Annotated in this window: 25 protein-coding genes and 1 tRNA gene; 16 read left to right on the top strand and 10 right to left on the bottom strand. The window is 68.7% G+C overall.

Annotated elements, in window-relative coordinates:
* The first annotated feature begins 92 nt into the window (after positions 1–92).
* Positions 93–728: a ribonuclease H family protein gene (locus BLT27_RS14050; RefSeq protein ID WP_089734969.1), complete on the top strand. Its 636-nt coding sequence runs from the start codon at positions 93–95 to the stop codon at positions 726–728.
* On the opposite strand, the gene BLT27_RS14045 is transcribed toward BLT27_RS14050, so the two are convergent.
* Together BLT27_RS14045 and BLT27_RS14040 are read right to left on the bottom strand one after the other, a co-directional pair.
* Positions 725–1,189, bottom strand: coding sequence for a hypothetical protein (locus BLT27_RS14045; protein ID WP_089734967.1), 465 nt, complete (start codon positions 1,187–1,189; stop codon positions 725–727). The genes BLT27_RS14050 and BLT27_RS14045 overlap by 4 nt on opposite strands.
* A 195-nt stretch (positions 1,190–1,384) precedes the next feature.
* Positions 1,385–3,649, bottom strand: a complete 2,265-nt coding sequence (locus BLT27_RS14040) for an NADP-dependent malic enzyme (RefSeq protein WP_089734966.1) — start codon at positions 3,647–3,649, stop codon at positions 1,385–1,387.
* A gap of 151 nt (positions 3,650–3,800) precedes the next feature.
* Between BLT27_RS14040 and BLT27_RS14035 the strand changes: the two genes are divergently transcribed.
* The 12 genes from BLT27_RS14035 to bioD all read left to right on the top strand — a co-directional run bounded on the left by BLT27_RS14035 (position 3,801) and on the right by bioD (position 13,681).
* Positions 3,801–4,310 carry a COX15/CtaA family protein gene (locus tag BLT27_RS14035; RefSeq protein WP_089734964.1) on the top strand — a complete coding sequence of 170 codons (510 nt, stop codon included), beginning with the start codon at positions 3,801–3,803 and terminating at the stop codon, positions 4,308–4,310.
* 36 nt (positions 4,311–4,346) lie between these two features.
* Positions 4,347–4,565 (top strand): hypothetical protein, encoded by a 219-nt coding sequence (locus BLT27_RS14030; protein WP_089734962.1) that lies wholly within the window; start codon positions 4,347–4,349, stop codon positions 4,563–4,565.
* 114 nt (positions 4,566–4,679) lie between these two features.
* A complete protein-coding gene (locus BLT27_RS14025; RefSeq protein WP_089734960.1) occupies positions 4,680–5,462 on the top strand; it encodes a transporter substrate-binding domain-containing protein in 783 nt (260 codons plus the stop codon).
* Positions 5,463–5,468: 6 nt separating this feature from the next.
* Complete coding sequence (locus BLT27_RS14020) at positions 5,469–6,212, top strand: amino acid ABC transporter permease (RefSeq protein ID WP_089734958.1); 744 nt, start codon at positions 5,469–5,471, stop codon at positions 6,210–6,212.
* Positions 6,209–6,967: an amino acid ABC transporter ATP-binding protein gene (locus BLT27_RS14015; RefSeq protein WP_089734956.1), complete on the top strand. Its 759-nt coding sequence runs from the start codon at positions 6,209–6,211 to the stop codon at positions 6,965–6,967. Before BLT27_RS14020 ends, BLT27_RS14015 begins: the two co-directional genes overlap by 4 nt.
* Positions 6,968–7,023: 56 nt before the next feature.
* On the top strand, positions 7,024–7,899 hold the full coding sequence (locus BLT27_RS14010; protein WP_089735002.1) for an amino acid ABC transporter permease: 876 nt from the start codon (positions 7,024–7,026) through the stop codon (positions 7,897–7,899).
* A 66-nt stretch (positions 7,900–7,965) separates the two neighbouring features.
* Complete coding sequence (locus BLT27_RS14005; RefSeq protein WP_089734954.1) at positions 7,966–8,916, top strand: hypothetical protein; 951 nt, start codon at positions 7,966–7,968, stop codon at positions 8,914–8,916.
* Positions 8,917–8,993: 77 nt separating this feature from the next.
* The gene (locus tag BLT27_RS14000) at positions 8,994–9,314 is read left to right on the top strand and encodes an antibiotic biosynthesis monooxygenase family protein (RefSeq protein ID WP_089734952.1); all 321 of its coding nucleotides are present in this window, start codon (positions 8,994–8,996) and stop codon (positions 9,312–9,314) included.
* Positions 9,315–9,514: 200 nt separating this feature from the next.
* Positions 9,515–10,639 (top strand): biotin synthase BioB, encoded by a 1,125-nt coding sequence (gene bioB, locus BLT27_RS13995; protein WP_089734950.1) that lies wholly within the window; start codon positions 9,515–9,517, stop codon positions 10,637–10,639.
* 37 nt (positions 10,640–10,676) lie between these two features.
* Positions 10,677–11,744 carry a (S)-8-amino-7-oxononanoate synthase BioU gene (locus tag BLT27_RS13990; protein ID WP_089734948.1) on the top strand — a complete coding sequence of 356 codons (1,068 nt, stop codon included), beginning with the start codon at positions 10,677–10,679 and terminating at the stop codon, positions 11,742–11,744.
* Positions 11,745–11,807: 63 nt separating this feature from the next.
* Entirely contained in the window at positions 11,808–13,022 is a 1,215-nt protein-coding gene (locus BLT27_RS13985) for an aminotransferase class I/II-fold pyridoxal phosphate-dependent enzyme (protein ID WP_089734947.1), read from the top strand.
* A complete protein-coding gene (gene bioD, locus BLT27_RS13980) occupies positions 13,019–13,681 on the top strand; it encodes a dethiobiotin synthase (protein ID WP_089734945.1) in 663 nt (220 codons plus the stop codon). The genes BLT27_RS13985 and bioD overlap by 4 nt, the downstream gene beginning before the upstream one ends.
* A 117-nt stretch (positions 13,682–13,798) precedes the next feature.
* Here the strand turns inward: bioD and BLT27_RS13975 are convergent, their stop codons facing one another.
* Positions 13,799–15,274, bottom strand: a complete 1,476-nt coding sequence (locus BLT27_RS13975) for a hypothetical protein (protein WP_089734943.1) — start codon at positions 15,272–15,274, stop codon at positions 13,799–13,801.
* Between the two features lie 112 nt (positions 15,275–15,386).
* A complete protein-coding gene (locus BLT27_RS13970) occupies positions 15,387–16,886 on the bottom strand; it encodes a replication factor C large subunit (RefSeq protein WP_089734941.1) in 1,500 nt (499 codons plus the stop codon).
* 124 nt (positions 16,887–17,010) lie between these two features.
* Between BLT27_RS13970 and BLT27_RS13965 the strand changes: the two genes are divergently transcribed.
* The 3 genes from BLT27_RS13965 to BLT27_RS13955 all read left to right on the top strand — a co-directional run bounded on the left by BLT27_RS13965 (position 17,011) and on the right by BLT27_RS13955 (position 19,638).
* Positions 17,011–17,649: a flavodoxin domain-containing protein gene (locus BLT27_RS13965; protein ID WP_089734939.1), complete on the top strand. Its 639-nt coding sequence runs from the start codon at positions 17,011–17,013 to the stop codon at positions 17,647–17,649.
* A complete protein-coding gene (locus BLT27_RS13960; RefSeq protein ID WP_089734937.1) occupies positions 17,646–18,314 on the top strand; it encodes an HAD family hydrolase in 669 nt (222 codons plus the stop codon). The genes BLT27_RS13965 and BLT27_RS13960 overlap by 4 nt, the downstream gene beginning before the upstream one ends.
* 109 nt (positions 18,315–18,423) lie before the next feature.
* Positions 18,424–19,638 (top strand): MFS transporter, encoded by a 1,215-nt coding sequence (locus BLT27_RS13955; RefSeq protein WP_089734935.1) that lies wholly within the window; start codon positions 18,424–18,426, stop codon positions 19,636–19,638.
* Positions 19,639–19,699: 61 nt separating this feature from the next.
* Here BLT27_RS13955 and BLT27_RS20435 read toward each other — a convergent pair whose 3' ends face one another.
* The 6 genes from BLT27_RS20435 to cmk form a co-directional block, all read right to left on the bottom strand.
* Complete coding sequence (locus BLT27_RS20435; protein WP_281241460.1) at positions 19,700–19,831, bottom strand: hypothetical protein; 132 nt, start codon at positions 19,829–19,831, stop codon at positions 19,700–19,702.
* 52 nt (positions 19,832–19,883) lie between these two features.
* On the bottom strand, positions 19,884–20,819 hold the full coding sequence (locus tag BLT27_RS13950) for a ZIP family metal transporter (RefSeq protein ID WP_089734933.1): 936 nt from the start codon (positions 20,817–20,819) through the stop codon (positions 19,884–19,886).
* 108 nt (positions 20,820–20,927) lie between these two features.
* Positions 20,928–21,671 carry a universal stress protein gene (locus BLT27_RS13945; protein ID WP_089734932.1) on the bottom strand — a complete coding sequence of 248 codons (744 nt, stop codon included), beginning with the start codon at positions 21,669–21,671 and terminating at the stop codon, positions 20,928–20,930.
* Between the two features lie 385 nt (positions 21,672–22,056).
* Positions 22,057–22,127: transfer RNA gene (locus BLT27_RS13940), tRNA-Pro, on the bottom strand.
* Positions 22,128–22,182: 55 nt separating this feature from the next.
* Complete coding sequence (locus BLT27_RS13935) at positions 22,183–23,088, bottom strand: RNA-guided pseudouridylation complex pseudouridine synthase subunit Cbf5 (RefSeq protein WP_089734930.1); 906 nt, start codon at positions 23,086–23,088, stop codon at positions 22,183–22,185.
* A gap of 3 nt (positions 23,089–23,091) precedes the next feature.
* Positions 23,092–23,667: a (d)CMP kinase gene (gene cmk, locus BLT27_RS13930; RefSeq protein WP_089734928.1), complete on the bottom strand. Its 576-nt coding sequence runs from the start codon at positions 23,665–23,667 to the stop codon at positions 23,092–23,094.
* Between the last annotated feature and the right edge of the window lie 38 nt (positions 23,668–23,705).

Below are 23,705 nucleotides of genomic sequence, written 5' to 3'. Positions count from 1 at the left end.
GCTTTCCCCTCCGGGGAATTCGGCCTCAATCCGTGTGTGACACTGACTGCCACAGCCGTTCGATTTATATGACCTAACACGCTACTGCAACCATGGCCGCCCACGGCCGACCCGCCCTGCGGGACCTGTTCGACGAGTCGCCGACGCCGCACATCGCTCACCCGCCCGAAACGCACCATCGGGACTTCTACGTCGCCACAGACGGTTCGTACAGAGCGGACCGTCCCGGCGGGCTGGGTGCCGTCATCGAGACGCGCGACGGCACGCGTGTCGCTCGCGTCGCGTCGTCCGACTCGCCGCCGGACAACAACGTCGCGGAGTACCGCGCGCTCCACCTCGGGCTCGACGTGCTCGCCGCTCGCGCGCCGTCGACGGCCCGCGTCGGCATCCTGGTCGACCACGACGACCTCGCCGCGAACGTCAACAACGCCCTGCTCGCCGCCCGCCACCCGAACTGGGAGCCGACGCGACGCTTCGACATCCCCGAGGCCAGCGTCAACCACTGGCGGGGCATCCGGGCCCGTCTCTCCGGCTTCGGCGAGGCGCGTGCCGCCCGCATCAACTCCGACCAGAACCCGGCGCATCCGCTGGCCAACGAGCCGTCACGGTACGCACACGTCAACCGCGAACCCGACCGGTGTGTGCTGCCCGAGCCAGCCGAACCGTCGCGGACGACCGGCCCGCAGTACCCGCCGCCGTCTCGGGCGGACCGGAACGCCTCGGACTAGAGCAGGCGTCGTTCGACCAGCCTGACCGTGTGTCGGTCGGCGATCTCGAGGACGACGCGCTCCCCAGCGTAGACCGGCCGCTCGACCAGGAGGGAGTCGTCGACGCTCAGGTCGAACAGGTAGTTCGTCCCCTCGGTGAGCCGCCCTGAGAGGTAGGCTCGCTCGCCGTACTCCAGCTCCCTCGTTCGTTCGTGTACCGTGCGCAGACTGTCGTACTCCTTGAGCTGGAACCTCGCATCGATGGTCCCCGAAGCGGTCGAGAATATCTCCAGTTCCGCTGCCGGCGGCGTTCCAGACGTCCCACCGCCGCCGGTCGGGCCCGTCGCTGCCGGGTCGTCAGCCGTGAGCGCCGAGTCGCCGTCTCTGCCGTCGCCGCCGCTCGACGAACGTGGGAACGCGAGGCCGGCACAGCCAGCGAACGCGACCGACCCGGCGACCGCGAGGAACTGACGACGCTCCATACCGGAGAGTACGCTCGCAGGCCCAAAAGTCCAGAGAAAAGACAAACGGCTGTTTGAGATATCACACGACCACCTTTTGTCTCGCGTCTCGCCTGGCTCACGGCTCACTCCGTTCCCCGTTCGCATCGAGGCGACTGCGTCGCCTCGCCGTGCTCGACGCTCGCAAACGCTGGGCGAAAAAGTGACTGCGACCGCCTACTCGTTCTGCTGTGCGTCGACGACCGCGACGCCCGCGAGATTGACGATGTCCTTGACCTCGTCACCGCGCTGGAGCACGTGGACCGGCTTGTCCATGCCGACGAGCATCGGGCCGATGGCCTCCGCGCCGCCGAGACGCTGGAGGAGCTTGTAGCCGATGTTGCCGGCCTCGAGGTTCGGGAACACGAGCACGTTCGCGGGGTCCTCGAGGTCCGAGAACTCGTAGGTCCCCCTGAGTATCTCCTCGACGACGGCGGTATCGGCCTGCATCTCGCCGTCGACGGGGTAGTCGATGCCGTCGTCGTTGCGGAGCATGTCCGCGGCGCGGCGGGGCTTGCGCGTGCCGGCGTTGTCGACGCTCCCGAAGTTGGAGTACGAGAGCATCGCGACCCGGGGGTCGACGTTGAAGCGGCGGGCGAGCTCCGCGGTGTGGTCCGCGACCTCCGCGAGCACCTTCGCGTCGGGGTCCTGGTTGACGGTCGTGTCCGCACAGAAGATGACGCGGTTCTTGAACGTCAGCATGTAGACACCGGCCGCGAAGTCGGCCTCCTCGGCGGTACCGATGACCTGCAGCGGCGGGCGCAGGGCGGAGGGGTAGTGGTGGGTGAGGCCGGTCAGGAGCGCGTCGGCGTCGCCGCACTCGACCATCACGCTGCCGTAGTAGTTCGTGTCGCGCCGGATGAGGTCCTCGGCCTCGCTCTTTGTCAGCCCCTTGCGCTTTCGCACCTGGTAGAGCCGCTCGGCGTAGTCCTCGTGGCGCTCGTCGTCGGCGCGCGGGTTCGCGATGGTCGGCTCGAAGTCGAGCCCGAGGCGCTCGGTCGTCTTCGTGATGCGGTCGTCGTTGCCGATGAGGATGGGCTCGGCGATGCCCTGCTCCTCGAGCTGGTACGCCGCGCGAATCATCTTCTCGTCGGCGCCCTCCGCGAGCGCGATGCGCTTGGGGTCCGACTTCGCCTTGTTCAACACGACGCGCATCATCTCGCGCGACTTGCCGAGCCGGGCCTCCAGGCGCTCCTCGTACGCTTCGAGGTCGAGCTCCTGGCGGGCACAGCCCGAGTCCATCGCGGCCTCCGCGACGGCGGGCGCGACCTCGAACAGCACGCGCGGGTCGAGCGGTTTCGGGATGATGTAGTCCGGGCCGAACTGCAGCGGCTGGTCGCCGTAGGCCTTGACGACCGCGTCGGGCACGTCCTGCTTCGACAGCTCGGCGAGGGCGCTCGCGGCGGCGACCTTCATCTCCTCGTTGATCTCCGTCGCACGCACGTCGAGCGCGCCCCTGAAGATGAAAGGGAAACCGAGCACGTTGTTCACCTGGTTCGGGTAGTCCGACCGGCCGGTCGCCATGATGACGGTGTCGTCGCGGGCGGCCTTGGCCTCCTCGTAGCCGATCTCGGGGTCCGGGTTCGCCATCGCGAAGACGATGGGGTTGTCAGCCATCGACCGGACCATCTCCTGGTCGACGAGGCCACCGATGGAGAGCCCGACGAACACGTCCGAGTCCGCCATCGCGTCGGCGAGCCCGCCCCCGTCGATGTCGCGGGCGAACTCCTGCTTGTACTCGTTGACGTCGCCGGACTCGGCGCGGGCGGTCGTGATGATGCCCGAGGAGTCACACATCGTGATGTTCTCCCTCTTCGCGCCGAGCGAGACGTAGAACCGCGCCGTCGCGAGCGCCGACGCACCCGCGCCGGAGAAGACGATCTCGAGGTCTTCCAGGTCCTTGCCGGCGATCTCTGCGGCGTTCAGCAGCGCGGCCCCGGAGATGATGGCGGTGCCGTGCTGGTCGTCGTGGAAGACGGGGATGTCCATCTCCTCCCGGAGCGTCTCCTCGATGGTGAAGCACTCGGGCGCGGAGATGTCCTCCAGGTTGATGCCCCCGAAGGTCGGCTCCATCGCGCTGACGGCCTCGATGATCTTCTCGGGGTCGTCCTGGTCGAGCTCGACGTCGAACACGTCGATGTCGGCGAACCGCTTGAACAGCACGCCCTTGCCCTCCATGACCGGCTTGCTGGCCTGCGCGCCGATGTCACCGAGGCCGAGCACGGCCGAGCCGTTGGAGACGACGCCCACGAGGTTCCCCTTCGCGGTGTACCGGTACGCGTCGTCGGGGTCGTCGGCGATGCGCCGGCACGGCTCCGCGACACCCGGCGAGTACGCCAGCGAGAGGTCTCGCTGTGTGTTCGTCGGTTTCGTCGTCGAAATCTCGAGCTTGCCCGGTGGGTCGGCCTCGTGGTAGTCCAGTGAGTCCTCGTCGAGTCCCATACGAAACCCACCACCGGGTACGACTAAAAGCTAATCGAACCAACGCTTCGACAGTCGTCGAACTCCGTGGGCCACGAGGGGGCCTTCGAAGCGTTCTCACGGCGCTGGAAGGACCGTGCGCTTGATATGCCCGTGCCCCTCAGAACCGATTATGAACTGGCTCGACCGCCGGAACGTCGCCATCCTCGGTGCGGTGACGACGGGGCTGACGTTCCTCCTCATCCTGCTCGGCGTGTACACAGCCGCGACGGGGACGGGACTCACCTGTCAGGGACGCTGGCCGCTCTGTGGCGGCCCGCTGTTCGGCCTGCTCCCGCCGAACGTGGCATCGTACCCCGAGTGGATCCACCGGTTCGTCGCGTCGATCACCGGCTTCTTCATCCTCGGGACGGCCTACGGGGCGTGGAAGGCGTTCGACAGCCGGCGCATCCACGCCGCGGTCGCCATCTCCATCCTCGTCCTGCCGGTGCAGGTCCTGCTCGGCCGCCAGACCGTCGTGACCTACACCGCTGGCGTCCAGACCCTCCACCACGGAGCGGCGATGATTATCTTCGCCGCCCTCGTCGGCGCGACCGCGTGGATGTTCGACCGCAGTAACGAGAGCGTCAGGAAGGCGACGGCGGACAGCGAGAGCACAGCGCGGACGGTCGACGCGGACTGACCTCACAGTTTTTACGGTCGGCGGCGAAGTCTGCGTATGCTTCCCGCTGGGACCAGTTCGATCTTCGACTGGGGCGACGACTACTTTGTCAAGGAGTACCGCAACGCGACGGTCTACGGCGACCGTGAAGCCGAGGACCTCCTCCACGAGGGCGAGGTGCGCGTCCTCGCCAACGGCTGGGTCGAACTGCCGACGGGTCGGCTCCTCTCACCCGACGCGGTCCACCACGTCGACCCGGTCCCCGTGGAGGACTGAGCGCTCGCGCGTTGCGGCAGTTATACAAAAACACTGACAAGACGGTGGTCGACCGTCGCAACATTCCCCGGAACCAGCTAACCGTTTTATATCGGGGTATCATACCCCAACCGTATGGATAGACGCAGCTATCTCAAGGCGAGTGGTGCAGCAGTGGCGACGATCTCTCTGGCGGGTTGTATCGACTCGTTCACCGCTGGTGGCGGTGGTGGGGAGAACACGATCGTCCCGGGCACGGCGTCGGGGTTCCCGCCGTTCGAGATGAAGGAGGGCGACGAGGTCGTCGGCTTCGACATCGACCTGCTCGAGGCCGTCGTCGCCGAGACCGACTACGAGCTCGCGGACTGGGAGGACCTGAACTCGTTCGACTCGCTCATCCCGTCGTTGCGCAACGGCAACATCGACGCCATCGCCGCCGCGATGACCATCACCGACCAGCGCGACGAGAACATCGACTTCAGCGACCCGTACTACAGCGCGAACCAGTCCATCCTCGTGCGCGAGGACGGCGACTTCCAGCCCTCCGAGCTGTCTGACCTGCAGGGTCACCAGGTCGGCTCCCAGTCCGGAACGACGGGCGAGAGCGTCATCCAGGGCATGGTCGACGAGGGGAACTTCCAGGAGTCGAACTACAACGCCTACGACACGTACGTGCTGGCGGTGACCGACCTGGAGAACGGGAACATCGACGCGGTCGTCCTCGACGAGCCCGTCGCGGCGTCGTTCGCGTCAGAGCGCAGCGTCAGCGTCTCGTTCGTCTACGAGACCGGCGAGCAGTACGGGTTCGGCGTCCGCACCGACGACGACGAGCTACAGACCGCGCTCAACGACGGCCTCGCAGCGGTTCGCGAGAGCGGCACCTACCAGGACCTGACGTCGGAGTGGTTCGGCGAGTAACCCCCGATGGCAGTGGAACTTACCCCGGTAGCCGCACCGCTCCAGGGCGGACTCGTCGACGCCGCGAGCAGGTTCTTCCTCGACAACCCCGACTGGGGGTACGTCTGGAGCAACCGGGACGCGATACTCGATGCGACGGTCGTCACCGTCCAGCTGACGTTCGTCTCCATCGTCCTCGGGTTCCTCATCGGTCTCCCGGCGGGCGTCGCGGAGGTGTACGCGCCCGCGTGGCTCCGTGTGCCCGTCGAGACCGTCGGCGTCGTCGTCAGGGCGGTGCCCATCCTGGTCATCCTCATCTACATGTTCTACGTGTTCTCCGTGTCGAGCAGCCCGTTCATCGCCGCGACGTTCGCCCTCGGGCTCCGCTCGGGAGCGTACCAGTCCCAGATCTTCCGGGGCGCGATTCAGAGCGTCGGCGAGGGCCAGATGGAGGCCGCTCGCTCGGTCGGCATGAGCAAGCTGGAGGCCATCGTCTACGTCATCGTCCCGCAGTCGCTGCGGCGGTCGATTCCGGGCTTCCAGAACGAGTTCACCATCGTGCTGAAGGACACGAGTATCGCCATCATCCTCGGCGTCACCGAGCTGCTCGGGACCGCGGAGGACCTGTTCCTCCAGCAGAACCGGACCGGCACCGCGCTCGAACTCATCCTCGCCATCAGCCTCGTCTACTTCGTGCTGACGGTGACCACGAACCGCGGGCTGGAGTTCGCCGGCGACTACTTCGGCGTCCCCACGGGTGAGAACGCATGAGCGACCCGTTGCTGCGCGTCGAGGACCTGCACAAGAGCTACGGCGACGAGACGGTGCTCCGCGGCATCGACTTCGAGCTGGAGCGCGGCGACGTGGAGATACTGTCAGGACCGAGCGGCTCCGGCAAGTCGACCCTGCTGCGCTGTGTCAACCGACTCACCGAGCCGGACTCGGGGACCATCTACCTCGACGGCGAGCGGGTCAGCGGTGCCGGCACCGACGTGAACGAACTCCGTCGGCAGGTCGGGATGGTGTTCCAGGACTTCAACCTGTTCCTGCACCTCACCGCTGCCGAGAACATCACGCTCGGCCTGCGCCGGGTGAAGGGCCTGGGCAAGGCCGAGGCCCGCGAGCGGGCGATGGAGCACCTCGACCGCGTCGGGCTCGCCGATCAGGCCGGCTCGTACCCGGCCGAACTCTCCGGCGGCCAGAAACAGCGCGTCGGCATCGCGCGTGCGCTCGCGATGGACCCCAAGCTCATGCTGTTCGACGAGCCGACGAGCGCGCTCGACCCCGAACTCGTCGGCGAGGTCACGAGCGTGATGCGCGAACTCGCCGACGAAGGCATGACGATGCTGGTGGTGACCCACGAGATGGGGTTCGCCCGCGAGGCCGCCTCGCGCATGATGTTCCTCGACCAGGGACAGATCGTCGAGCGGGGGCCGCCCGAGCAGCTGTTCCAGCACCCCGAGCAGGCACGCACCGCGGAGTTCCTGCAGCGCATCACCCAGCTCCACGGCGGTGAGAGCACGTGAGCTACGCCGAGGACCTCCGACGGGTCCGCACGAGGGAGGGCCGGTCCGTCGGCTCGATGGTCCTCATCGCGCTCGGGGGCCTGTTCTGGGGCTACTTGCTCCTGCGCTGGCTCATCAACTGGGAGTGGGTGCCGTTCGGGACGCCAGGCGAGCCGCTGGTCTCGCCGGAGACGCTCGGGCTGACCGGCGGCACCGCGACAGCGTTCCAGTCGCTACCACAGCTCGCCGAAGGGGCGTACATCACGGTGCTCATCACGGTGCTGTCCATCCTGCTCGGGCTCGTGCTCGCGGTCCCGCTGTCGGTGGCTCGCGTGTACGGCCGGTGGACCAAGTACCTCTCGCTGTCGTTCACCGAGCTCATCCGCGGGACGCCGCTCATCGCCCAGCTCTACCTGCTCTACTACGGGCTGAACCTCTCGCAGTTCTTCCGTGGACTCACCCAGTTCGGCCCGTTCACGGTTCGAACCCCGGTGTGGGCCGTCGACCTCGGCCCGTTGAAGGTCCAGACCGCGCTGTGGGTCGCGCTCATCGGCTTCACCATCAACAGTGCGGCGTACCAGGCTGAGTACATCCGGTCGGCCATCGAGAGCGTCGACCCACAGCAGCTCGTGGCGGCCCGGTCGGTCGGGCTGACCCAGCGCGAGGGCATCCTGCACGTCGTGCTCCCGCAGACGCTCCGGTTCGCCATCCCGGGCTGGACGAACGAGCTGGTCTACCTCATCAAGTACTCCTCGCTGGCGACGTTCATCACGGTCGCCGAGCTGTTCCGGCGGGCCGACGCCGTCGCGAGCGACACGTTCGACTACACGGCGATGTTCACCGTCGTCGCTCTCGTCTACATCGGTATCGTCATCACCGCGACGAGGCTGATGGGCTACGTCGAGGACCGCGTCGCGCTGCCCGGTCTCGGCCAGACCCGCGGACGGTCGTGACGGCCTGACGACCCGTTCGTCAACCCCCGTCATCCTTTAGCACGCTCGGCCCCGAGTTCTCACCCGATGACCGACGTGTCCCCCTCGCGCTCAGGACGGCTCACTCCCGGCCAGCGCGAGCGCTTCGACCGGCTTCGACGGACACGCAGCCTCGCGGAACTGGCGGACGTGACGGCGGCGGACGGCGAGCACGCGGCCTACCTCGCCGCCAAGCGCGAGTGGCGGGCGCTCCAGGAGCGCCGCCTCACGCCGACGGCCACCTCGGGCGTCCCGGGCACGACCGTCGCCGTCGGCGACCGCGAGTTCCACGTCCACGGCATCACCCACGCCGACACCGAGGCCGAGCGCTCGTTCCTCCGCGAGCACGTCGCCGAGTTCCTCGATGCGGGCGCGTCGGTGTACTGCGAGCAGGGCATCCGACGGATGTACTTCGACGATTTCGACCGCGCCTGCGAGATGGACGACTACCGCTGGGCGATGCAGCGCTGTCGCGACCTCGACATCGACTCGCACCTCGCGGACCTGCCCGGCAACTTCGAGGGGCTGCTGGAGGACGTGGACTCGCTCACCAGCGAGCTGCAGGACGCCGTCTTCACGCTCGTCGAGGACGGAAACGGCGTCTACGGCGCCACGCTGGAGCGCGCCCTGGGCGACCTCGCCTCCGACTTCCTCACGAGCCACGAGGGCCTGGCGACCGGCGACGACTACGAGTCGTTCAAGCTCACGAAGCGCGCCGCCGCCGACCCCTCCCGGCTCGTCCACCTCCAGTACTACTACCGGACGACGTTCCTTCCCCAGCCCCTCGAACGCGAGTGGCTCCGGCGGCACGACCCCGAACTCGAGCTCCTGACCCACGCCCGCAACGAGCGCATGGCCGACTACGGGGTCTCCCACACCAGCCCGGGGGACACGGTCCACCTCCTCGTCGGCGCGGCCCACCAGCCCGGTATCGAGTACTACCTGGACCGGTTCGACGCGGGCGAGCGAACGCTCGACGGGTTCGAGCTGACGGAGTGAACCGCTTCGTGCTCGATTCGGGGTGACTCCGCCCGGGAAGCGAAGCATCTTGGTCCTGTGGGCGAGTGGGCCGTGTGATGTATCTCGTGACGTTTCGGCTGGACCCCGGGGAGTACGATGCGGAGTTCCACGAGTTGAACGACGCGATACAGGCGGCCGCGGAGGAGACGGAGGGGTATCGGGGCAAGCGGACGTGGCACGCCCCGGAGAGTGGGGAGGTCCTCGTCGTGTACTACTGGGAGTCGTTGGACGCGCTCGGCTCGTTCGGAGCCGACCCCGACCACGAACGGGCGAAACAGCGGTGGACGGAGTGGTACGATGCGTACGAGGTCGTCGTCACCGAGGTCGTCGAGGCGTACGGGAGTGGGTTCGGTGAGGACGCGGACCCACCCGTGTAGCACGCCGTTCTCGTTCAGCGGGTGAAACCCGCAGACGGGGTGACACAGCCGCTCTCGGTCGCTCCCGAACCGAGCAATCGCCGTTGGTGGGTACGGGCACAGGTCGACGACGCCGTCCACTGCCGGATGATTCAGCAGCCACTGGACCGTTCCACGACGAGACCCCAAGAACTAATATCCCGTCAACCGCCGTCGCTAGCGTGGTTTACGAGACGGGAAACCAGACGGTCGACGACGCCGTCGAGCGCGTGCTCGCGGGCGAACGCCTCGACCGCACGGACGGTCTGGCACTGATCGCACAGCCGGTGGACGACCTCGCGCCGGCGGCGGACTACGTCCGGTCGGAGCTGGGCGACGACACCGTCGACGCCTGCTCCATCGTGAACGCCAAAGCGGGCGACTGCGCGGAGGACTGCGGGTTCTGTGCGCAGTCGGTCCACTTCGACACGGGCATCGAGACGTACGGCTTCCTCGACCCCGAGGAGATACTCGACGCCGCCAAGCGGGCAGAACGCGACGGCGCACAGCGGTTCGGCATCGTCGTCGCGGAGAAGGGCGTCTCGAAGGAGCACCGCCCCGAGGAGTGGAGCGAGGTCATCCGGGCCATCCGTCTCGTGCGCGACGAGACGGACGTGGAGGTCGACGCCAGCCTCGGTATCCTCACGCGCGAGGAGGCCGAGATACTCGCCGACGAGGGCATCAACCACTACAACCACAACATCGAGACCTCGCCGCGGTTCTTCCCCGAGATCGTCGACACGCACTCCTTCGAGGACCGCGTGGAGACGCTCGAACTCGCGAAGGACGTGGGTATGGACCTCTGTGCGGGCGTCATCCTCGGGATGGGCGAGACGCCGACCGACCGCGTCGAGGCGGCCATCGCGCTGCAGGAGGTCGGCGTCTCCTCGCTGCCGGTGAACATCCTCAACCCCGTCGCCGGCACCGAGCTGGGCGACGAACTCGGCGACTCCGCGGACATCTCGACCGAGAATATCATCCGGACCATCGCGGTGTACCGGCTACTCCACCCCGAGGCCCGGGTCCGGTTGACCGGCGGACGGGAGGTCAACCTCGCCGTCGACGAGCAGCATCGCCCGTTCGAGGCCGGCGCGGACGGCATCCTCACCGGCGACTACCTGACCACCGGCGGGCAGACCCCCGGCGACGACATCGAGGTCATCGAGCGCGCCGGCCTGGAGCCGAACACCGCGGCCAACGAGTTCGACCCCGAGGCGGTGAAGTCCCGGGGCGACGACGACCGGCGCGAGGGGCCCGTCGAGACGGCGGCCGGGACGGCGACGAGCAACGCGGAACTGGACGACTGACCGACGGCGGACCGACGACTGAAACCTGCTATCAGCCATGGACGACGTGACATTCGCGGTACTCGGAACGGGCGGTATCGGCCGACGAACGCTCGAAGTGAGCCAGCACAAGGACGGACTCACGCCGGTCGCGGCGTGTGACCGGAACGGCATCGCCGTCGACCACGACGGCCTCGACGTCGGCGAACTCCTCGCGGCGACGGAGGGGAACGTCGCCAGCGAGCACGCTGGGAACGCACCGAGCGGCGACGACACCCGAACCGACGGCGGAACGGCGGTCAAACGGCACGGCGAGGGCGCGGGGGTCGTCGCCAGCGAGCAGGCCCGGCCGACGGAGACGCCCATCCAGGACGTCATCGACGAGTCGGCGGCCATCGACGCGGTGCTGCTCGCCCTGCCGAACCTCACGCACGACTTCATCCCCCGGACCGCCGAGCGGTTCGCCGAGGCGGGCTACGAGGGCGTCCTCGTGGACGTGCTCAAGCGCTCGCGGGTCATCGGCATGCTCGACGAGCGCGCGGACCTGTTCGAGGAGTCGGGCATCACCTTCGTCTGCGGCGCGGGCGCGACCCCTGGCTTCCTCACCGGTGCGGCGGCGCTCGCCGCCCAGTCGTTCGTCGAGGTCGACGAGGTCGAGATCTGGTGGGGCGTCGGCCTCAAGTCGGGCTACGAGGACAACCGCGGCACCGTCCGGGAGGACATCGCCCACCTCGACGGCTACGACATCGAGAGCGCCCGCGAACTGAGCGACGCCGAGATCGAGGCCATCGTCGACGACCACGACGGCGTCATCGAGTTCGAGGACATGGAGCACGCCGACGACGTGCTGCTCGAACGCGCCGGTATCTGCGACGCCGCGGACGTCACCGTCGGCGGCATCCTCGACGTCCGCAGCGACGAGAAGCCAACGACGACGACGGTCCGCGTGACGGGCCGGACCTTCGACGGCGAGCGCGGCACGAACACGTTCCAACTCGACGACGCGACGAGCATGGCCGCGAACGTCAACGGCCCCGCGCTGGGCTACCTCAAGACCGCCGTCCGGATGAACCGCGTCGGCGACTACGGCGTGTTCGGGCCGGCCGACCTCCTGCCGGTATTTTAGTTCTCATCGGTTCCAGCTCCGTACCGAACGGTTCAAGGGCCGTTGACTGACATCTACGACCAGATGACAGAGCGCGGGTTCGACCTCGCCGACCGCGTCGCCGCCCGACGGGACTCCACCCTCTACCGCGACATCGCACCTGTCGACCGGGTCGCCGAGCGCAGTTACTTCGCGCCCGACCCCGGTCGCGACCTCCCCGTCCTCGACGGCGACGAGCACCTCGTCTTCGCCGCGAACAACTACCTCGGACTGACACAGGACGACCGCGTGCAGGACGCCGCCGCGCAGGCCGCCGAGGTGGTCGGCACCGGCGCGGGTGCGAGCCGACTCGTCACCGGCGACACGCTGGTCCACCGCGACCTCGAACGCCGGCTCGCGGAGGTCAAGGGGACCGAGCGGGCGCTCGCGTTCTCCTCCGGCTACGCCGCGAACGTCGGCACCATCGCGGCGCTCTCGCCGGACGTCGTGTTCTCCGACGCGTTCAACCACGCAAGCATCGTCGACGGCTGCCGGCTCTCCGGGGCCGAGGTCGTCGTCTACGACCACTGCGACGTCGCCGACCTCGAACGGCGGCTGGCCGAGCGTGCCGCGGCCGCGCCCGAAGCCGCCGCAGACGAGTCCTGGCTCGTCCTCACCGACAGCGTGTTCTCCATGGACGGGACGGTCGCGCCGCTCGAGGCCATCTGCGACGCCGCCGAGTCGGTCGGCGCGTGGGTCATGGTCGACGAGGCACACGCCACCGGCCTGCACGTCGACGGCGGCGGTATCGTCCAGCGCGCGGGGCTCGAGGACCGCGTCCACGTCCAGATGGGGACCCTCTCGAAGGCGCTCGCCAGCCAGGGTGGCTACGTCGCCGGGAGCGAGTCCCTCGTCGAGCACCTCGTCAACGAGGCGCGCTCGTTCGTCTTCTCGACCGGGCTGTCCCCGCCGGCCGCCGCCGCAGCGAGCGAGGCGCTGCATCTCGCGCGCCACGGCGAGTGCCGCGACCGCCTCTGGTCGAACGTCGGCCAGCTGCGCAACGGGCTCGAAGCGGTGGGCTACGAGGTCAGGGGCGACACGCAGATCCTCCCCATCGTGGTCGGCGACCGGGACGACGCGCTCGCGCTCGAACGCGCGGTACGGGAGCGCGGCGTCGTCGCACCAGCTATCCGGCCGCCGACGGTGCCGGAGGGGACGAGTCGCATCCGCGTCGCACCGATGGCGACCCACTCCCGGAGCGACGTGGAGCACTGCATCGAGGCGTTCCGCGCCGCCGGCGAGGAGGTGGGCCTGCTGTGAGGCTGGCCGTCGTCGGCACGGATACCGGCGTCGGCAAGACCGTCGTCACGGCGGGCGTGACCGGCGTCCTTCGCCGCGACGGCGTCGACGCCCGCGCGGTCAAACCGTACCAGACCGGCTTCCCGCCGGACGACGACGCCGCGTTCGTGCAGGCGGCTTGCGACGACGACGAGGCGGCGACCTGTCTCGGTCGGCTCGAACCGCCGCTGGCCCCGCGCGTCGCCGCCGAGCGGGAGGGGACGACCATCGACTACGACGACCTGCGGCGGCGGGCGGCCGACGCGCTCGCCGCCCCCGCGGTGGGCGTGCTGGAGGGCGTCGGCGGGCTGCGGGTCCCCCTGGCGGCCGAGCACGACGTGCTCGACCTCGTCGCGGACTGCGACTGCGAGGCGCTTCTCGTCGCCCGCTCCGGACTCGGCACGCTGAACCACACCGCGCTCTCGGTCGACGCGCTCGAGGCGGCCGGGGTCCCGGTGCGGGGCATCGTCCTGAACGAGTGGGCGGGCGAGACGGTCGCCGAGCGGACGAACCCCGCCGAACTCGAGCGCATGACCGGGCTGCCCGTCGCGACGGTGCCGCCGGCCGACATCGACGAGCCGGCTGATTCGGTCGCCCTCGTCGACGCACACCTCCCGGACCCGTTCCTGCCGACGGCGTAACGCCACGGCGGTCCCGCGGTGTTCGTCGGTCGTTGCCGGCTCCTCGTCGACCAGCGGCGGCGTCGCCACTCGCCGTCGAGTGCGCGAAAGAAGGTGGTCGGTGTCGGGCTCCCCGGTTCAGACTGCCGCGCGGACCGCGCCGGCCTGTGCGGTGACGAGGCGCTCCTCGTCGTCGTCGGACTGGACGCTGCTGTTCGTCTGGTCGGCGTCGGTCATCGTGACCGTCACGTGGCTCGAGTTGCCCGTGGCGACGGTTCGGGTCGTAAAGCGCTCGTGACCGGCGAGCACGACGACCGTCTCGTCGCTGATCTCGACCATCCGGTAGGTTTGGTCCTCGTCCATCCGGTAGACGCCGTCGGACAGGGGCCCGCGGCTCTCCAGCCAGTCACCGAAGATGCTGCGGAACTCGTCCTGCTCGGAGGCGTTGTCGAACCGGAGCGTCCACGCGTAGCCGTACTTGGAGGCGTCGCCGTAGCTCTGGTTCTTGAAGACCATCACGCGGTCCGTGCCCCAGCCATCGGCACCGGCGGCGGCGCGCGGCCCGCTCACGCCGGCGCGGAGCGAGGAGCGCAGGAACAGCTCACCGCGGGTGCTCGTGGAGTAGTGGTTCCAGACGGAGTCCTGGCCGCGTTCGACGCTCAGGTCCAGCGGCCGTTCCTCGTCCGGCATGTGGTTGTGCATGATCTGCTCCATCGAGATGGGCGGATTGTCGTACAGCGTCTGGAACTCGCTGGTCGAGTTCACGCGGAACTTCGTGTAGCGCTCGCCCATCACGTACGGGCCGAGCTGGTACATCGAGAACGGCGACGAGTTCGCCCACGCGGAGACATCGCGGGAGGCGGCGTCGCGGTCCATGTACTGCTCCTGGTACTCGCTCTCGAAGAAGACCGCGCTGCCCTCGACGAGCGAGGTCTCGACGTTGTCGAGGTTGACGCCCTCACTGGTGAGGTTGGCCGCCAGGCGGTCCTGGCTCCCCTCGTAGAACTGGATGGCGTGCAGGAACTCGTGGGCGAGCGTGATCTCGGCCTCTTCCGGGCCCTGCGCGCGACCCTCGCCGCTGCTGGCGTTGATGTACCGCATCACGACGTCGACCTCGACGCTGCCGTCGGGGCCGGTCTGCGGGGAGGCGTACCCCGCGACGAACACGTCGGGCGTGCCCTCCGGTGCGATGCCCATGACGGCCTGGAAGGACTCGTTGTTGAACCCGAACTGGTCGAACGTGTACGGGTTCGTCTGCTCGGGCGAGAGCGACCGGACCGAGGGGCCCTGGTCGAGCTCGACGCCCGCCATCTCCATGACGTTGAGGTAGACCTGGTTGGCGTCGAAGCCGAGGCAGGCACCCTGCACCTGCACGAGGTCGCTCTCCTCGCTGCGGTACTCACAGGGTTCCTCCTGGTCCTCCTGGTCCTCGTCGGACGTGGTGGTCTGCGTCGGTTCGGACGTCTGCGTGTCGGTCTGTTCCGCGGTCGTCTGCACGTCGGTCGGCTCCCCCGTGGTCTCGACTGTCGTCGAGTCCCCACCCTGGTCGGTGGTGTTACACCCCGCGACCACGAGCATGAGGGCCAACGCGACTGCGAGAAGCGCTCGCTTCATGTGAGAACTATTCCCAATACAGGAGTTAGTACGCTTAGGCGTTGCGGTCTCGTTTCACCGGAAACAGCGGGAAAGTTTCCACGAGTTCCGGGGACGGAGGTGGGGTCTGCCCCTACAGCCAGTCGTCGAGTCCGGACTGTCCGTCATCTGTCTCTTCGGTCTCGGGGTCGGCCGGCGACGGCTCGTCGGCGTCGGCCGCCGGGCCGCCGAGTGTCCGCTGGCCGTCGTCGTCGGCCGCGGCCGACTCGCCCTCCGCGGCCGACTCGCCGTCGGTCGCCGCAGTGTCGTCGTCGTCCGCCGGTTCGAACTGGGCGAACGCGCCGCCCGCGTTCTCGACGACGGCGTCGTCGCGGCGCTCCTGGGCCTCCTCGACGATGCCCTGCACCTTGTTCGTGTCCTCGCCGCTGCCCGTGACGAACGACACGTCCGCTGCGTCGAGGTCGTACACCATCGTCATCCGGACGGTGAGCTCGCGGGGCTTGCAGTGGTGGGTCATCTCCGCGAGGAACGGCATCACCTCGCGGCGCGCCGTCCCCATGCTGAACCCGCCCTTCTCGGCGATCTTCCGGGCGATGGCGTCGCGCCTGTTCCGCGTCGCCTTCGAGCGCCCGAGCTTCGACCAGTACGACGGCGGACCGTACCGGGTCCAGCCGCCGTGGTCGTGCCGCCGCGCGGCGGCGACGCCCGCGGCGACGTTGTCGGTCGCGTAGCGCCAGAACGAGTAGTCCTGCGTGGCCCGAACCCGGCCGAGCCAGCGGTCGGCGTTCGCGAGGAAGCCGTACGCGTCGGCCAGCTCGTCGCCGCGGTAGTCCTTCGGGACGTTGTCCTCGACCCAGTTGAGCAGGTCGTCCGGCGTCTCGTCGACGTCGTAGGACGCGTACAGCGCCTCCTCGGCGGACTTGTGCTTGATGACGTCGTCGAGGAAGTCGAAGATGCCCTCCGTGCGGTCGCGCTCGCCCGTCACCACGTCGTCGACGGTGAGGCGCTGGTTCCGCTCGGCGAGCGCCTGCAGGTCGTTCACCGCCGAGCGGAGGTCGCCGCTGGTCTCGCTGGCGATCTCGTCGAGCGCGTCGTCCTCGTACTCGATGCCCTCCTGGCGACAGATGTCGCGCAGGACGGGGACGATGGAGCGCCGGGAGACGTCGCGGAACTCGATCTCGCGGCAGGCGTTCCGGAGGCTGTTGCTCATGTCGTAGAACTCGTTCGCGATGAGCACCATCGGCTGGTCCGCCTCCTTGACGACCTTCGTTATCTCTCGCGAGCCGCCGTAGTCGCTGTTCCCGTGGAAGTTGTCGGCCTCGTCGACGACGAGCAGCTGCCGCCCGTCGGTCCCGCCGAGGGTCTGATTCTTCGACGCCCGGCCGGCGAACCGTTCGATGTCCTCGGCGGTCCGGGAGTCGCTCGCGTTCAGCTCCATCACCGGCCAGCCCATGTCGTTGGCCAGCGCGTGCGCAGCGGAGGTCTTCCCGACCCCCGGCGAGCCGTGGACGATGGCTGCCTCGCGGTGGTCGTCCCAGGTCTCCGCCCACTTCCGGAGCGCGTCGCGGGCCTTGTCGTTCCCGCGCACCTCCGACAGCGTCGACGGGCGGTACTTCTCCGTCCAGTCTGCCATTAGCGGAGGGAGGGGCGGCCCGCGTTTAGTGGTTGCGGAGCACCCTCGGCGTGGTTCCCGCCGGGAGGGAATCACCGCTACTGAGACACCCCGAGAGCGCGTACCAGGACCCGGTGAAGATACGATGGCTCACTTCCTCGTCATCTACGGCACCGGTGAGGGACAGACAGCGAAGGTCGCGGACGCGGGCACGAGGTCACGGCGTTCGACGTCGCGGCGGTACCCCGCGGACCTCGACGTGCCGGCGTACGACGCCGTCATCGTCGGTGGTTCCATCCACGTCGGCACTCATCGGGACGCCGTAGTCGGGTTCGCCCGCGACCACCGCGACGCGCTCGCGGCGCGCCCGTCGGCGTTCTTCCAGGTGTGCCTCTCCAGCGCCAGCGACGACGCGGCGCGCCGGGCCGAGGCCACCGGCTACATCGACGCGTTCGTCGAGCAGACCGGCTGGCAGCTCGACGCCGTCGCCAGCTTCGCGGGCGCGCTGCGCTTCTCGGAGTACGGCTTCCTCAAGCGCCTCGTGATGAAGCAGATCGCCGCCGAGGCGACCGGCGACACCGACACGTCGCGGGACTACGAGTACACCGACTGGGCGGCGGTTGACCCGTTCGCGGTCGAGTTCGCCCGGTCCGTCGATGACGACCGCTGCCCCGGAGCAGGCCACCGACTGACGCCGACGCCGGACAGCGGTCGGGGACCACGGGAGCGACCCACACACGACCAAAACACCCAACTTGCGACCGGTACTACCGCCGACAAGTGACGACCTACGACGCGATACTCTTCGACAACGACGGCGTCCTGGTCGACCCGCCGGGACACGGGGACCAGCTCGCGGCCATCCGGGACGCGTTCGACGAGCTCGGCATCGACTCGCCCGACGAGGACCACCTCTCCGCCCTCACCGGTGGCGTGACACCCGAACTCCTCGCCGACCTGGAACGGACCTACGGCGTGGACCGCGAGGCGCTGTGGGCGGCCCGCGAGCGCCACGACGAGCGGTCGCAGTTCGAGGCGTTCCGGGCGGGCCGGCGTGAGACCTACGAGGACGTGGGAGCACTCTCGGACATCGCCCAGCCCTGTGGACTCGTGAGCAACAACCACCACACGACCGTCGAGTTCGTACTCGACCGGTTCGACTTCGCCGACGCCTTCGAGACGTACTACGGGCGGCCGATGACCATCGAGAGCCTGTCGCTGAAGAAGCCGAACACGCACTACCTCGACCGGGCGCTGGCGGACCTCGGCGGCGGGTCGGCGCTGTACGTCGGCGACAGCGAGAGCGACGTGGTCGCCGCCGAGCGGGCCGGGATGGACTCGGTGTTCGTCCGACGCGACCACAGCCGCGACGCGAGCCTGTCGACGGAGCCGACCTACGAGGTGGAGACGCTACACGCGGTTCGGGACATCGCGAACGACGCCCGCTGACCGCGACGAACCTGTCTGAATCCGTACAAAATCGGATTCCAGCAAGGCTGTTTACAAAAGAGAATTTCCGGGAAACCCTACAAGTCTGCCCGCCGTACGTCTAGCTGTAATGGCGACGGACGAATCGGTCGTGCGGCGGTACTACCTGTTCCGTGCGACGAACGCCGCCGGGTTCTACCTCCCCATCAGCGTCCTCTACCTGCTTGACCAGGGGTTCGGGCTCGGCTTCGTCGCGCTGGTGCAGGCGACGTTCTCCCTCGCGATGCTGGCCGCCGAGATCCCCTCGGGGTACCTCGGCGACCGAATCGGCCGGCGGGCCAGCCTGGCCGTCGGCAACCTCCTCCGGGCGGCGGGGATGGCGGGCTACGCCTTCGTCGACACGCCCGCCGGCTTCGTGGCGATGCAGGCCGTCTGGGCGACGGGCTGGGCGTTCCGCTCGGGCACGGGCGACGCCTGGCTCTACGAGCTGCTCGCCCGGACCTGCGACGACGACGAGTTCGCCCGCATCAAGGGTCGGGGCAGCACGGTGTTGCTCCTCACGTCGGCGGTGACGGCCATCGCCGGCGGGCTGCTGTACGGCGTCGCCCACGAGCTGCCGTTCCTGCTCAGCGCGACGCTCGCGGTCTCCGGCGTCCCCGTGCTGTACACGTTCCCCTCGGTCCGGGTCGCCGACGAGGACGCGGACGCGTTCACGGTTCGCGAAGCGGTCCGGATGCTCCGCGTGCAGGCGAGCCGCGAGAGCGTCCGCTGGCTCGTCGCCTACGTCGCGCTGTTCTACGGCCTGTTCGGGCTGGCCCGGATGGTCGAACAGCCGGCGCTGGACGCGCTCGGTGTCCCGGCGGCCGGGCTCGGCGTCGTCTTCGCGGCGTTCAAGCTGGTGTCCGCGGGGGCGGCCTCGACGGCCGGCTGGTTCGAGGAGCGCCTCGGCGCGCGGGGCGTGCTCGGACTGCTCGTCCCGGTGTTCGCCGTCGCGTTCGTCCTCGGGGCGCTGTTCCCCGTGTTCCTCGTCCCGACGTTCTTCCTCTACCGGAGCGCCCGGTCTGTGGTCCAGCCCGTCCAGAACCAGTACCTGAACGACCGGCTCGCGGACGTGGGGCGTGCGACGGTGCTCTCGGGCGTCTCGATGGTGCTGTCGCTGTCGAGCGGGCTGCTGAAGCTCGCACTTGGTGGCATCGCGGAGCAGCTCGGCCCGCTCGCGTTCCTGCCCCGGGCCGGCGCGGCCCTCGTGGTCGTCGCCAGCCTGCTCTGGATCCTCACCCGGCCCGTGCGGAGCGGCGGGGGGACGACCGCGGTCTCGGGTGGTGGCGCGGCCGCCTCGGACTGAGAGCGGAGCGCGGCGGGGACAGCCCTTCAGCCCCGCCGGTACCGCAGACCGAACTCCCGAGTCAGCACGTCGTGCCACTCGTCCGTGCCGCCGAGGCCGCCGTGGGGTCGGTGCCGTCGAGCGCGACGGCGGTCGCTGCCAGGTCGTCGAGGAGCGCGTCGTCGAACTCACCGCCGGCGGTCTCGTCACTCACACATCGACCCGCCGAGGTGGGCCGGATAAACGGGAGGTGCGGTGTGGGACGCCTACATGAACGCGAACGGGACCATCACCGCAAAGCCCGCGACCAACCCGACGGCCAGCTCGGGGTAGCCCTTCGACTCCAACTGCTCGCCCGCCTTGAGCGCGTCGGGGATGAACTCGCTCAGGACGAGGAACACCATCGCTCCCGCCGCGAAGCCGAAGCCGAACGGGAGGAAGTCGCGGGCGTACCGGACGAACGCGAACGCGATGACCGCACCGATGGGCTGGGGCAGGCTTGAGAAGACGGCCGCGCCGACCATCCGCCAGCCACCGACACCCATCGCCCGCAGCGGGATGGAGATGGCCAGCCCCTCCGGGATGTTGTGGATGGAGATGGCGACGGTCATCATGATGGCCAGCACGGGGACGGTGAGCCCGAGCAGCCCGATGCCGCCGGCCAGCCCCATGTCCGCGAACGAGACGCCGATTGCGACGCCCTCCGGGAACGAGTGGACGGTCAGGATGCCCAGGACGAGCACCAGCGTCTTGATGTCGCCCTCCGCGACGACGGTCGGGTGGACCAGCTCCGCGTGGTCGTGGTCGTGCTCGCTGTCTTCCTCGTGGTCGTGACCCGCGTCCTCGTGCTTCGGCACCTCCTCGACGGCCCCACCGTCGGTCGCCTGCTCCGGTCCGTCGTCGGCGTACTTCGCCACGTCGACCCGGTCGAGCAGGTTGTCGGCGACGAGGACGAGCAGCACGCCGACCACGACGCCGGCGAGCAGTATCGTCGGGAACCCCTCCGATGCTGCGAGGCCTTCGTTCAACAGCCCGAAGATGGACGCCGAGATCATGATGCCCGAGGCGACCCCCCAGAGCGCGACGTTCCACCGGTCGCTCACGTCGTCGACCAGGAAGAACGGCAGCGCGCCGAGCCCGGTCGCTAACGCGGTCGCCAACCCGGCGAGGAAGACAACGACGAGATTGCCCACGAGGCTCATAGGTGTGACTAGCGGTTCGGGAGAGATAAGTTCTATCACTTCTGTTACAACTTTTCGGTCGGCCTAAACGCCGGGGGAGGGGTCGGAGACACGAGATGGGCCGGCGACTCACTCGGTGTCGGTCTCCTCGACGTCCTCGGGTTCCCCGTGCTGTATCACGAAGACCGGGCCCAGGAACTGGTCGGCGACCTGGTCCGCAGTCATCCCGAACAGGAAGGTCGTCACCGACGGGTCGGATTCCCCCATGACGATCGCATCGTAGTCGTCGGACGTGTCGACGATCCTCTCTTGTGGACTCCCCGCACGCGATATCTCGATATCTATCGCGTCCGCGGAGAGTCCCTCCCCGGCGAGTCGCGTCGCCACCCCATCGAGCAGCGTCTCGACGTCCGCGTCGGTCTCGTCGTCCGTCGCGACGTGATACAGCGTTACGTCGACGCCCTCCGACGCGAACAGCCCCGAAAGCAACCGGACGAACCGATCGACGCCGACGATGCCGCGGACCGGGACGAGGACGTTCTCCACCGGCCTCGTTGCGTTCGGGATCAGTACCGCGAGGCAGTCGTGCTCCTCCGTCGTCCGATCGATCGTCGTCTGTCCATCGTGGGTGAACACGAGCCGGGACTCGACCGTCGCCCCGGCGTGTTCGAGTATCGCCGTGAAATCGTCGAGACGGCGCATGGCCTTGTCTTCGAACTGGGACCTTGCCTGGTCGGTCGCGGTCTGGTCCGGCACAACGTGGTAGCCAAGCAGGACGACGTGTGCGTTCCCGAGGAGTTCGGGGACGCCCTCCGGAATCGACTCCCCCTCGAGAACACGCAACGGGACTAAGATGCTGGGTTTGTTGGACATTGTCTGAGCTCGTGGTCGGCCCTGGTGGAACTGATGGACTGACGACAACGTTTGACACGCACGGTCAATAAACCCAGTGAAGCGTCCGCTGGTTCGCATATCCCGACAGCCCCGTTCCGCCGGCGATACACTCCGCTGTCGTCGGCTCGTGCTCTCCGACGTCAGGTGCTCCAGCCGCGGGAGCGTCGCGCACCCCGAGCCAGCAGCGGACTTCCCAGCACCCGTCTTTCCCGAACCTCCCAGACCTCCGTCCGAGAATGGGGAGGCGACTCGGCGCTGCAGACGGTGACAGTTGCTAGATTACCCTGCGGCCGATTCGGGCACGGACCCTGGATGCTCGGCATGCTCGCTACCTGTTCATCGTTCCCTCACGAAATCCGAGAAATGGGACCGCCGAGAATTGAACTCGGGTCCTACGGACCCCATCCGCAGAGGATACCACTACCCCACGGTCCCGTACGTCAACCGATGCCCGTTTACCGTTTAAGCGTGTCGTTTCGTCGGCACCACGCTACACAAGCACGCGCTCCAACTCGACGACGGTGCCCGATTCGGCGTCGGGGTCGCCGACGAGCGTCCCCAGGCAGACCGCGGTGCCGCCGGGCAGGTAGCAGGCCACGAGGTCGCCCTGCTCGCCGCCCGCCACGCTGATGACGCCGGGGGCGTACACCGGCGCGCCGTTGGCGACCTGCTCGGCGGCGGAGGGGGCGATCTCCACGCGTGGGAGGTGCGTGAGCGCTCGCTCGGCGGGCTGGACGACGTCCCGCAGGGGTTCCTCGTCGCCGTCCTCGACCCAGAACGCGAGCGCGTCGACGAGGTCGTGGTAGCTGACGAGCGTCGCGTCGTCGAAGGGGTCGGTGGCGGTCCTGCGGAGGTGGCCCATGTGCGCGCCGGTGCCCAGCGCGAGCCCGAGGTCGTGGCAGAGCTTCCGGATGTAGGTGCCGGACTCACAGCGGATGCGGACGAGTGCGCGGCGCTCCTCGACCTCCAGCACGTCGAGGTCGTGGACCTCGCGGACCCGGAGGCGGCGCGTGACCGCGCTCTTCCGGGGTGGCTTCTGGTAGAGCGGGGCCTCGAACTCGTTGGCGACGGCCGCGACGTCGCCGGGGGCGCGGCCGTGGAGTTCGAGCACGGCGACGTACTCCTTGGTGCCCTCGAGGAACACCTGGGCGAGCCGGGTGGCGTCGCCGAACAGCGTCGGGAGACAGCCGGTGACCTTCGGGTCCAGCGTGCCGGAGTGGGCGGCCTCCTCGACGGTGACGTCGCTGCCGGCGCGGTCGAGGGCGTCGGCGACGGCGTCGCGGCACCAGCCCGTGAACTGATGGGCCGACGGGCCGGCGGGCTTGTCGAGGTTGACGACGCCGAACGCGAGCAGTTCGGCGGGCGAGCGCTCGTCGGGCGGTGCGCGCAGGCACATGGGTCAGAACTCGTAGTCGAGCTCGACGGGCGCCTTCCCCTCGTCGGTCTCGGGGTCGTAGGACTCGACGGCCTCGACGAGGACGTGCTGGACGTGCTCGGCGTTCCAGCGCGCGGTGTTGACGCTCAGGTCGTAGATGGAGAGGTCGCCGATGTCGATGCCGTAGTACTCGTGGTAGCGCTGGGCCTCGCTGGACTCGCGGGCCGCGGTCTCCTCGCGGGCGAGTGCGGGCTCTTTGTCCTCGCGGTCGGCGATGCGCTCGCCACGTACCGCGAGGGGGGCGTCGAGCCAGAAGCGGAAGTCGGCCTGTTCGGCCGCGAGCCAGCCGGCGAGCCGTGATTCGAGCACGAGGTCGTCGCGTTCGACGGCGATCTCGCGGAGGCGTCGGTCGAGGTCGCGGTCGATGTCCTCGTCCTCCTCGGCGAGCTTGTTGAACTCGAGCGGTGTGTAGCCGCGCTCGTCGGCGAGCTCGCGGAAGATATCGCCGCCGGAGACGTGGTCGAGGTCGAACGCATCGGCCAGCCCGGCCGCAGTGGTGCTCTTGCCACTGCCCGGCGGGCCGGAGACGGTGAGCAACATATCCTATCTGCGCGGGTGTCGGTAAAATGGGTTGTGAT

Source organism: Haloarchaeobius iranensis (genome assembly GCF_900103505.1).
Classification (GTDB): Archaea; Halobacteriota; Halobacteria; order Halobacteriales; family Natrialbaceae; genus Haloarchaeobius; species Haloarchaeobius iranensis.
This window is presented reverse-complemented; position numbering and strand designations above follow the sequence as displayed.

What these genes read in the sequence shown, in the direction of transcription:
- BLT27_RS14025 (WP_089734960.1), top strand. Translation starts at nt 4,680, where the DNA reads ATGGATAGACGCAGCTATCTCAAGGCGAGTGGTGCAGCAGTGGCGACG.
- BLT27_RS13970 (WP_089734941.1), bottom strand. Translation starts at nt 16,886, where the DNA reads ATGGCAGACTGGACGGAGAAGTACCGCCCGTCGACGCTGTCGGAGGTG.
- BLT27_RS13935 (WP_089734930.1), bottom strand. Translation starts at nt 23,088, where the DNA reads ATGTGCCTGCGCGCACCGCCCGACGAGCGCTCGCCCGCCGAACTGCTC.
- BLT27_RS14010 (WP_089735002.1), top strand. Translation starts at nt 7,024, where the DNA reads ATGGTCCTCATCGCGCTCGGGGGCCTGTTCTGGGGCTACTTGCTCCTG.
- BLT27_RS14035 (WP_089734964.1), top strand. Translation starts at nt 3,801, where the DNA reads ATGAACTGGCTCGACCGCCGGAACGTCGCCATCCTCGGTGCGGTGACG.
- BLT27_RS13985 (WP_089734947.1), top strand. Translation starts at nt 11,808, where the DNA reads ATGACAGAGCGCGGGTTCGACCTCGCCGACCGCGTCGCCGCCCGACGG.
- BLT27_RS13945 (WP_089734932.1), bottom strand. Translation starts at nt 21,671, where the DNA reads ATGTCCAACAAACCCAGCATCTTAGTCCCGTTGCGTGTTCTCGAGGGG.
- BLT27_RS14050 (WP_089734969.1), top strand. Translation starts at nt 93, where the DNA reads ATGGCCGCCCACGGCCGACCCGCCCTGCGGGACCTGTTCGACGAGTCG.
- BLT27_RS14040 (WP_089734966.1), bottom strand. Translation starts at nt 3,649, where the DNA reads ATGGGACTCGACGAGGACTCACTGGACTACCACGAGGCCGACCCACCG.
- BLT27_RS14030 (WP_089734962.1), top strand. Translation starts at nt 4,347, where the DNA reads ATGCTTCCCGCTGGGACCAGTTCGATCTTCGACTGGGGCGACGACTAC.
- BLT27_RS13975 (WP_089734943.1), bottom strand. Translation starts at nt 15,274, where the DNA reads ATGAAGCGAGCGCTTCTCGCAGTCGCGTTGGCCCTCATGCTCGTGGTC.
- BLT27_RS14005 (WP_089734954.1), top strand. Translation starts at nt 7,966, where the DNA reads ATGACCGACGTGTCCCCCTCGCGCTCAGGACGGCTCACTCCCGGCCAG.
- BLT27_RS14000 (WP_089734952.1), top strand. Translation starts at nt 8,994, where the DNA reads ATGTATCTCGTGACGTTTCGGCTGGACCCCGGGGAGTACGATGCGGAG.
- BLT27_RS14015 (WP_089734956.1), top strand. Translation starts at nt 6,209, where the DNA reads ATGAGCGACCCGTTGCTGCGCGTCGAGGACCTGCACAAGAGCTACGGC.
- cmk (WP_089734928.1), bottom strand. Translation starts at nt 23,667, where the DNA reads ATGTTGCTCACCGTCTCCGGCCCGCCGGGCAGTGGCAAGAGCACCACT.
- BLT27_RS13990 (WP_089734948.1), top strand. Translation starts at nt 10,677, where the DNA reads ATGGACGACGTGACATTCGCGGTACTCGGAACGGGCGGTATCGGCCGA.
- BLT27_RS13950 (WP_089734933.1), bottom strand. Translation starts at nt 20,819, where the DNA reads ATGAGCCTCGTGGGCAATCTCGTCGTTGTCTTCCTCGCCGGGTTGGCG.
- BLT27_RS14045 (WP_089734967.1), bottom strand. Translation starts at nt 1,189, where the DNA reads ATGGAGCGTCGTCAGTTCCTCGCGGTCGCCGGGTCGGTCGCGTTCGCT.
- BLT27_RS13955 (WP_089734935.1), top strand. Translation starts at nt 18,424, where the DNA reads ATGGCGACGGACGAATCGGTCGTGCGGCGGTACTACCTGTTCCGTGCG.
- BLT27_RS13965 (WP_089734939.1), top strand. Translation starts at nt 17,011, where the DNA reads ATGGCTCACTTCCTCGTCATCTACGGCACCGGTGAGGGACAGACAGCG.
- BLT27_RS14020 (WP_089734958.1), top strand. Translation starts at nt 5,469, where the DNA reads ATGGCAGTGGAACTTACCCCGGTAGCCGCACCGCTCCAGGGCGGACTC.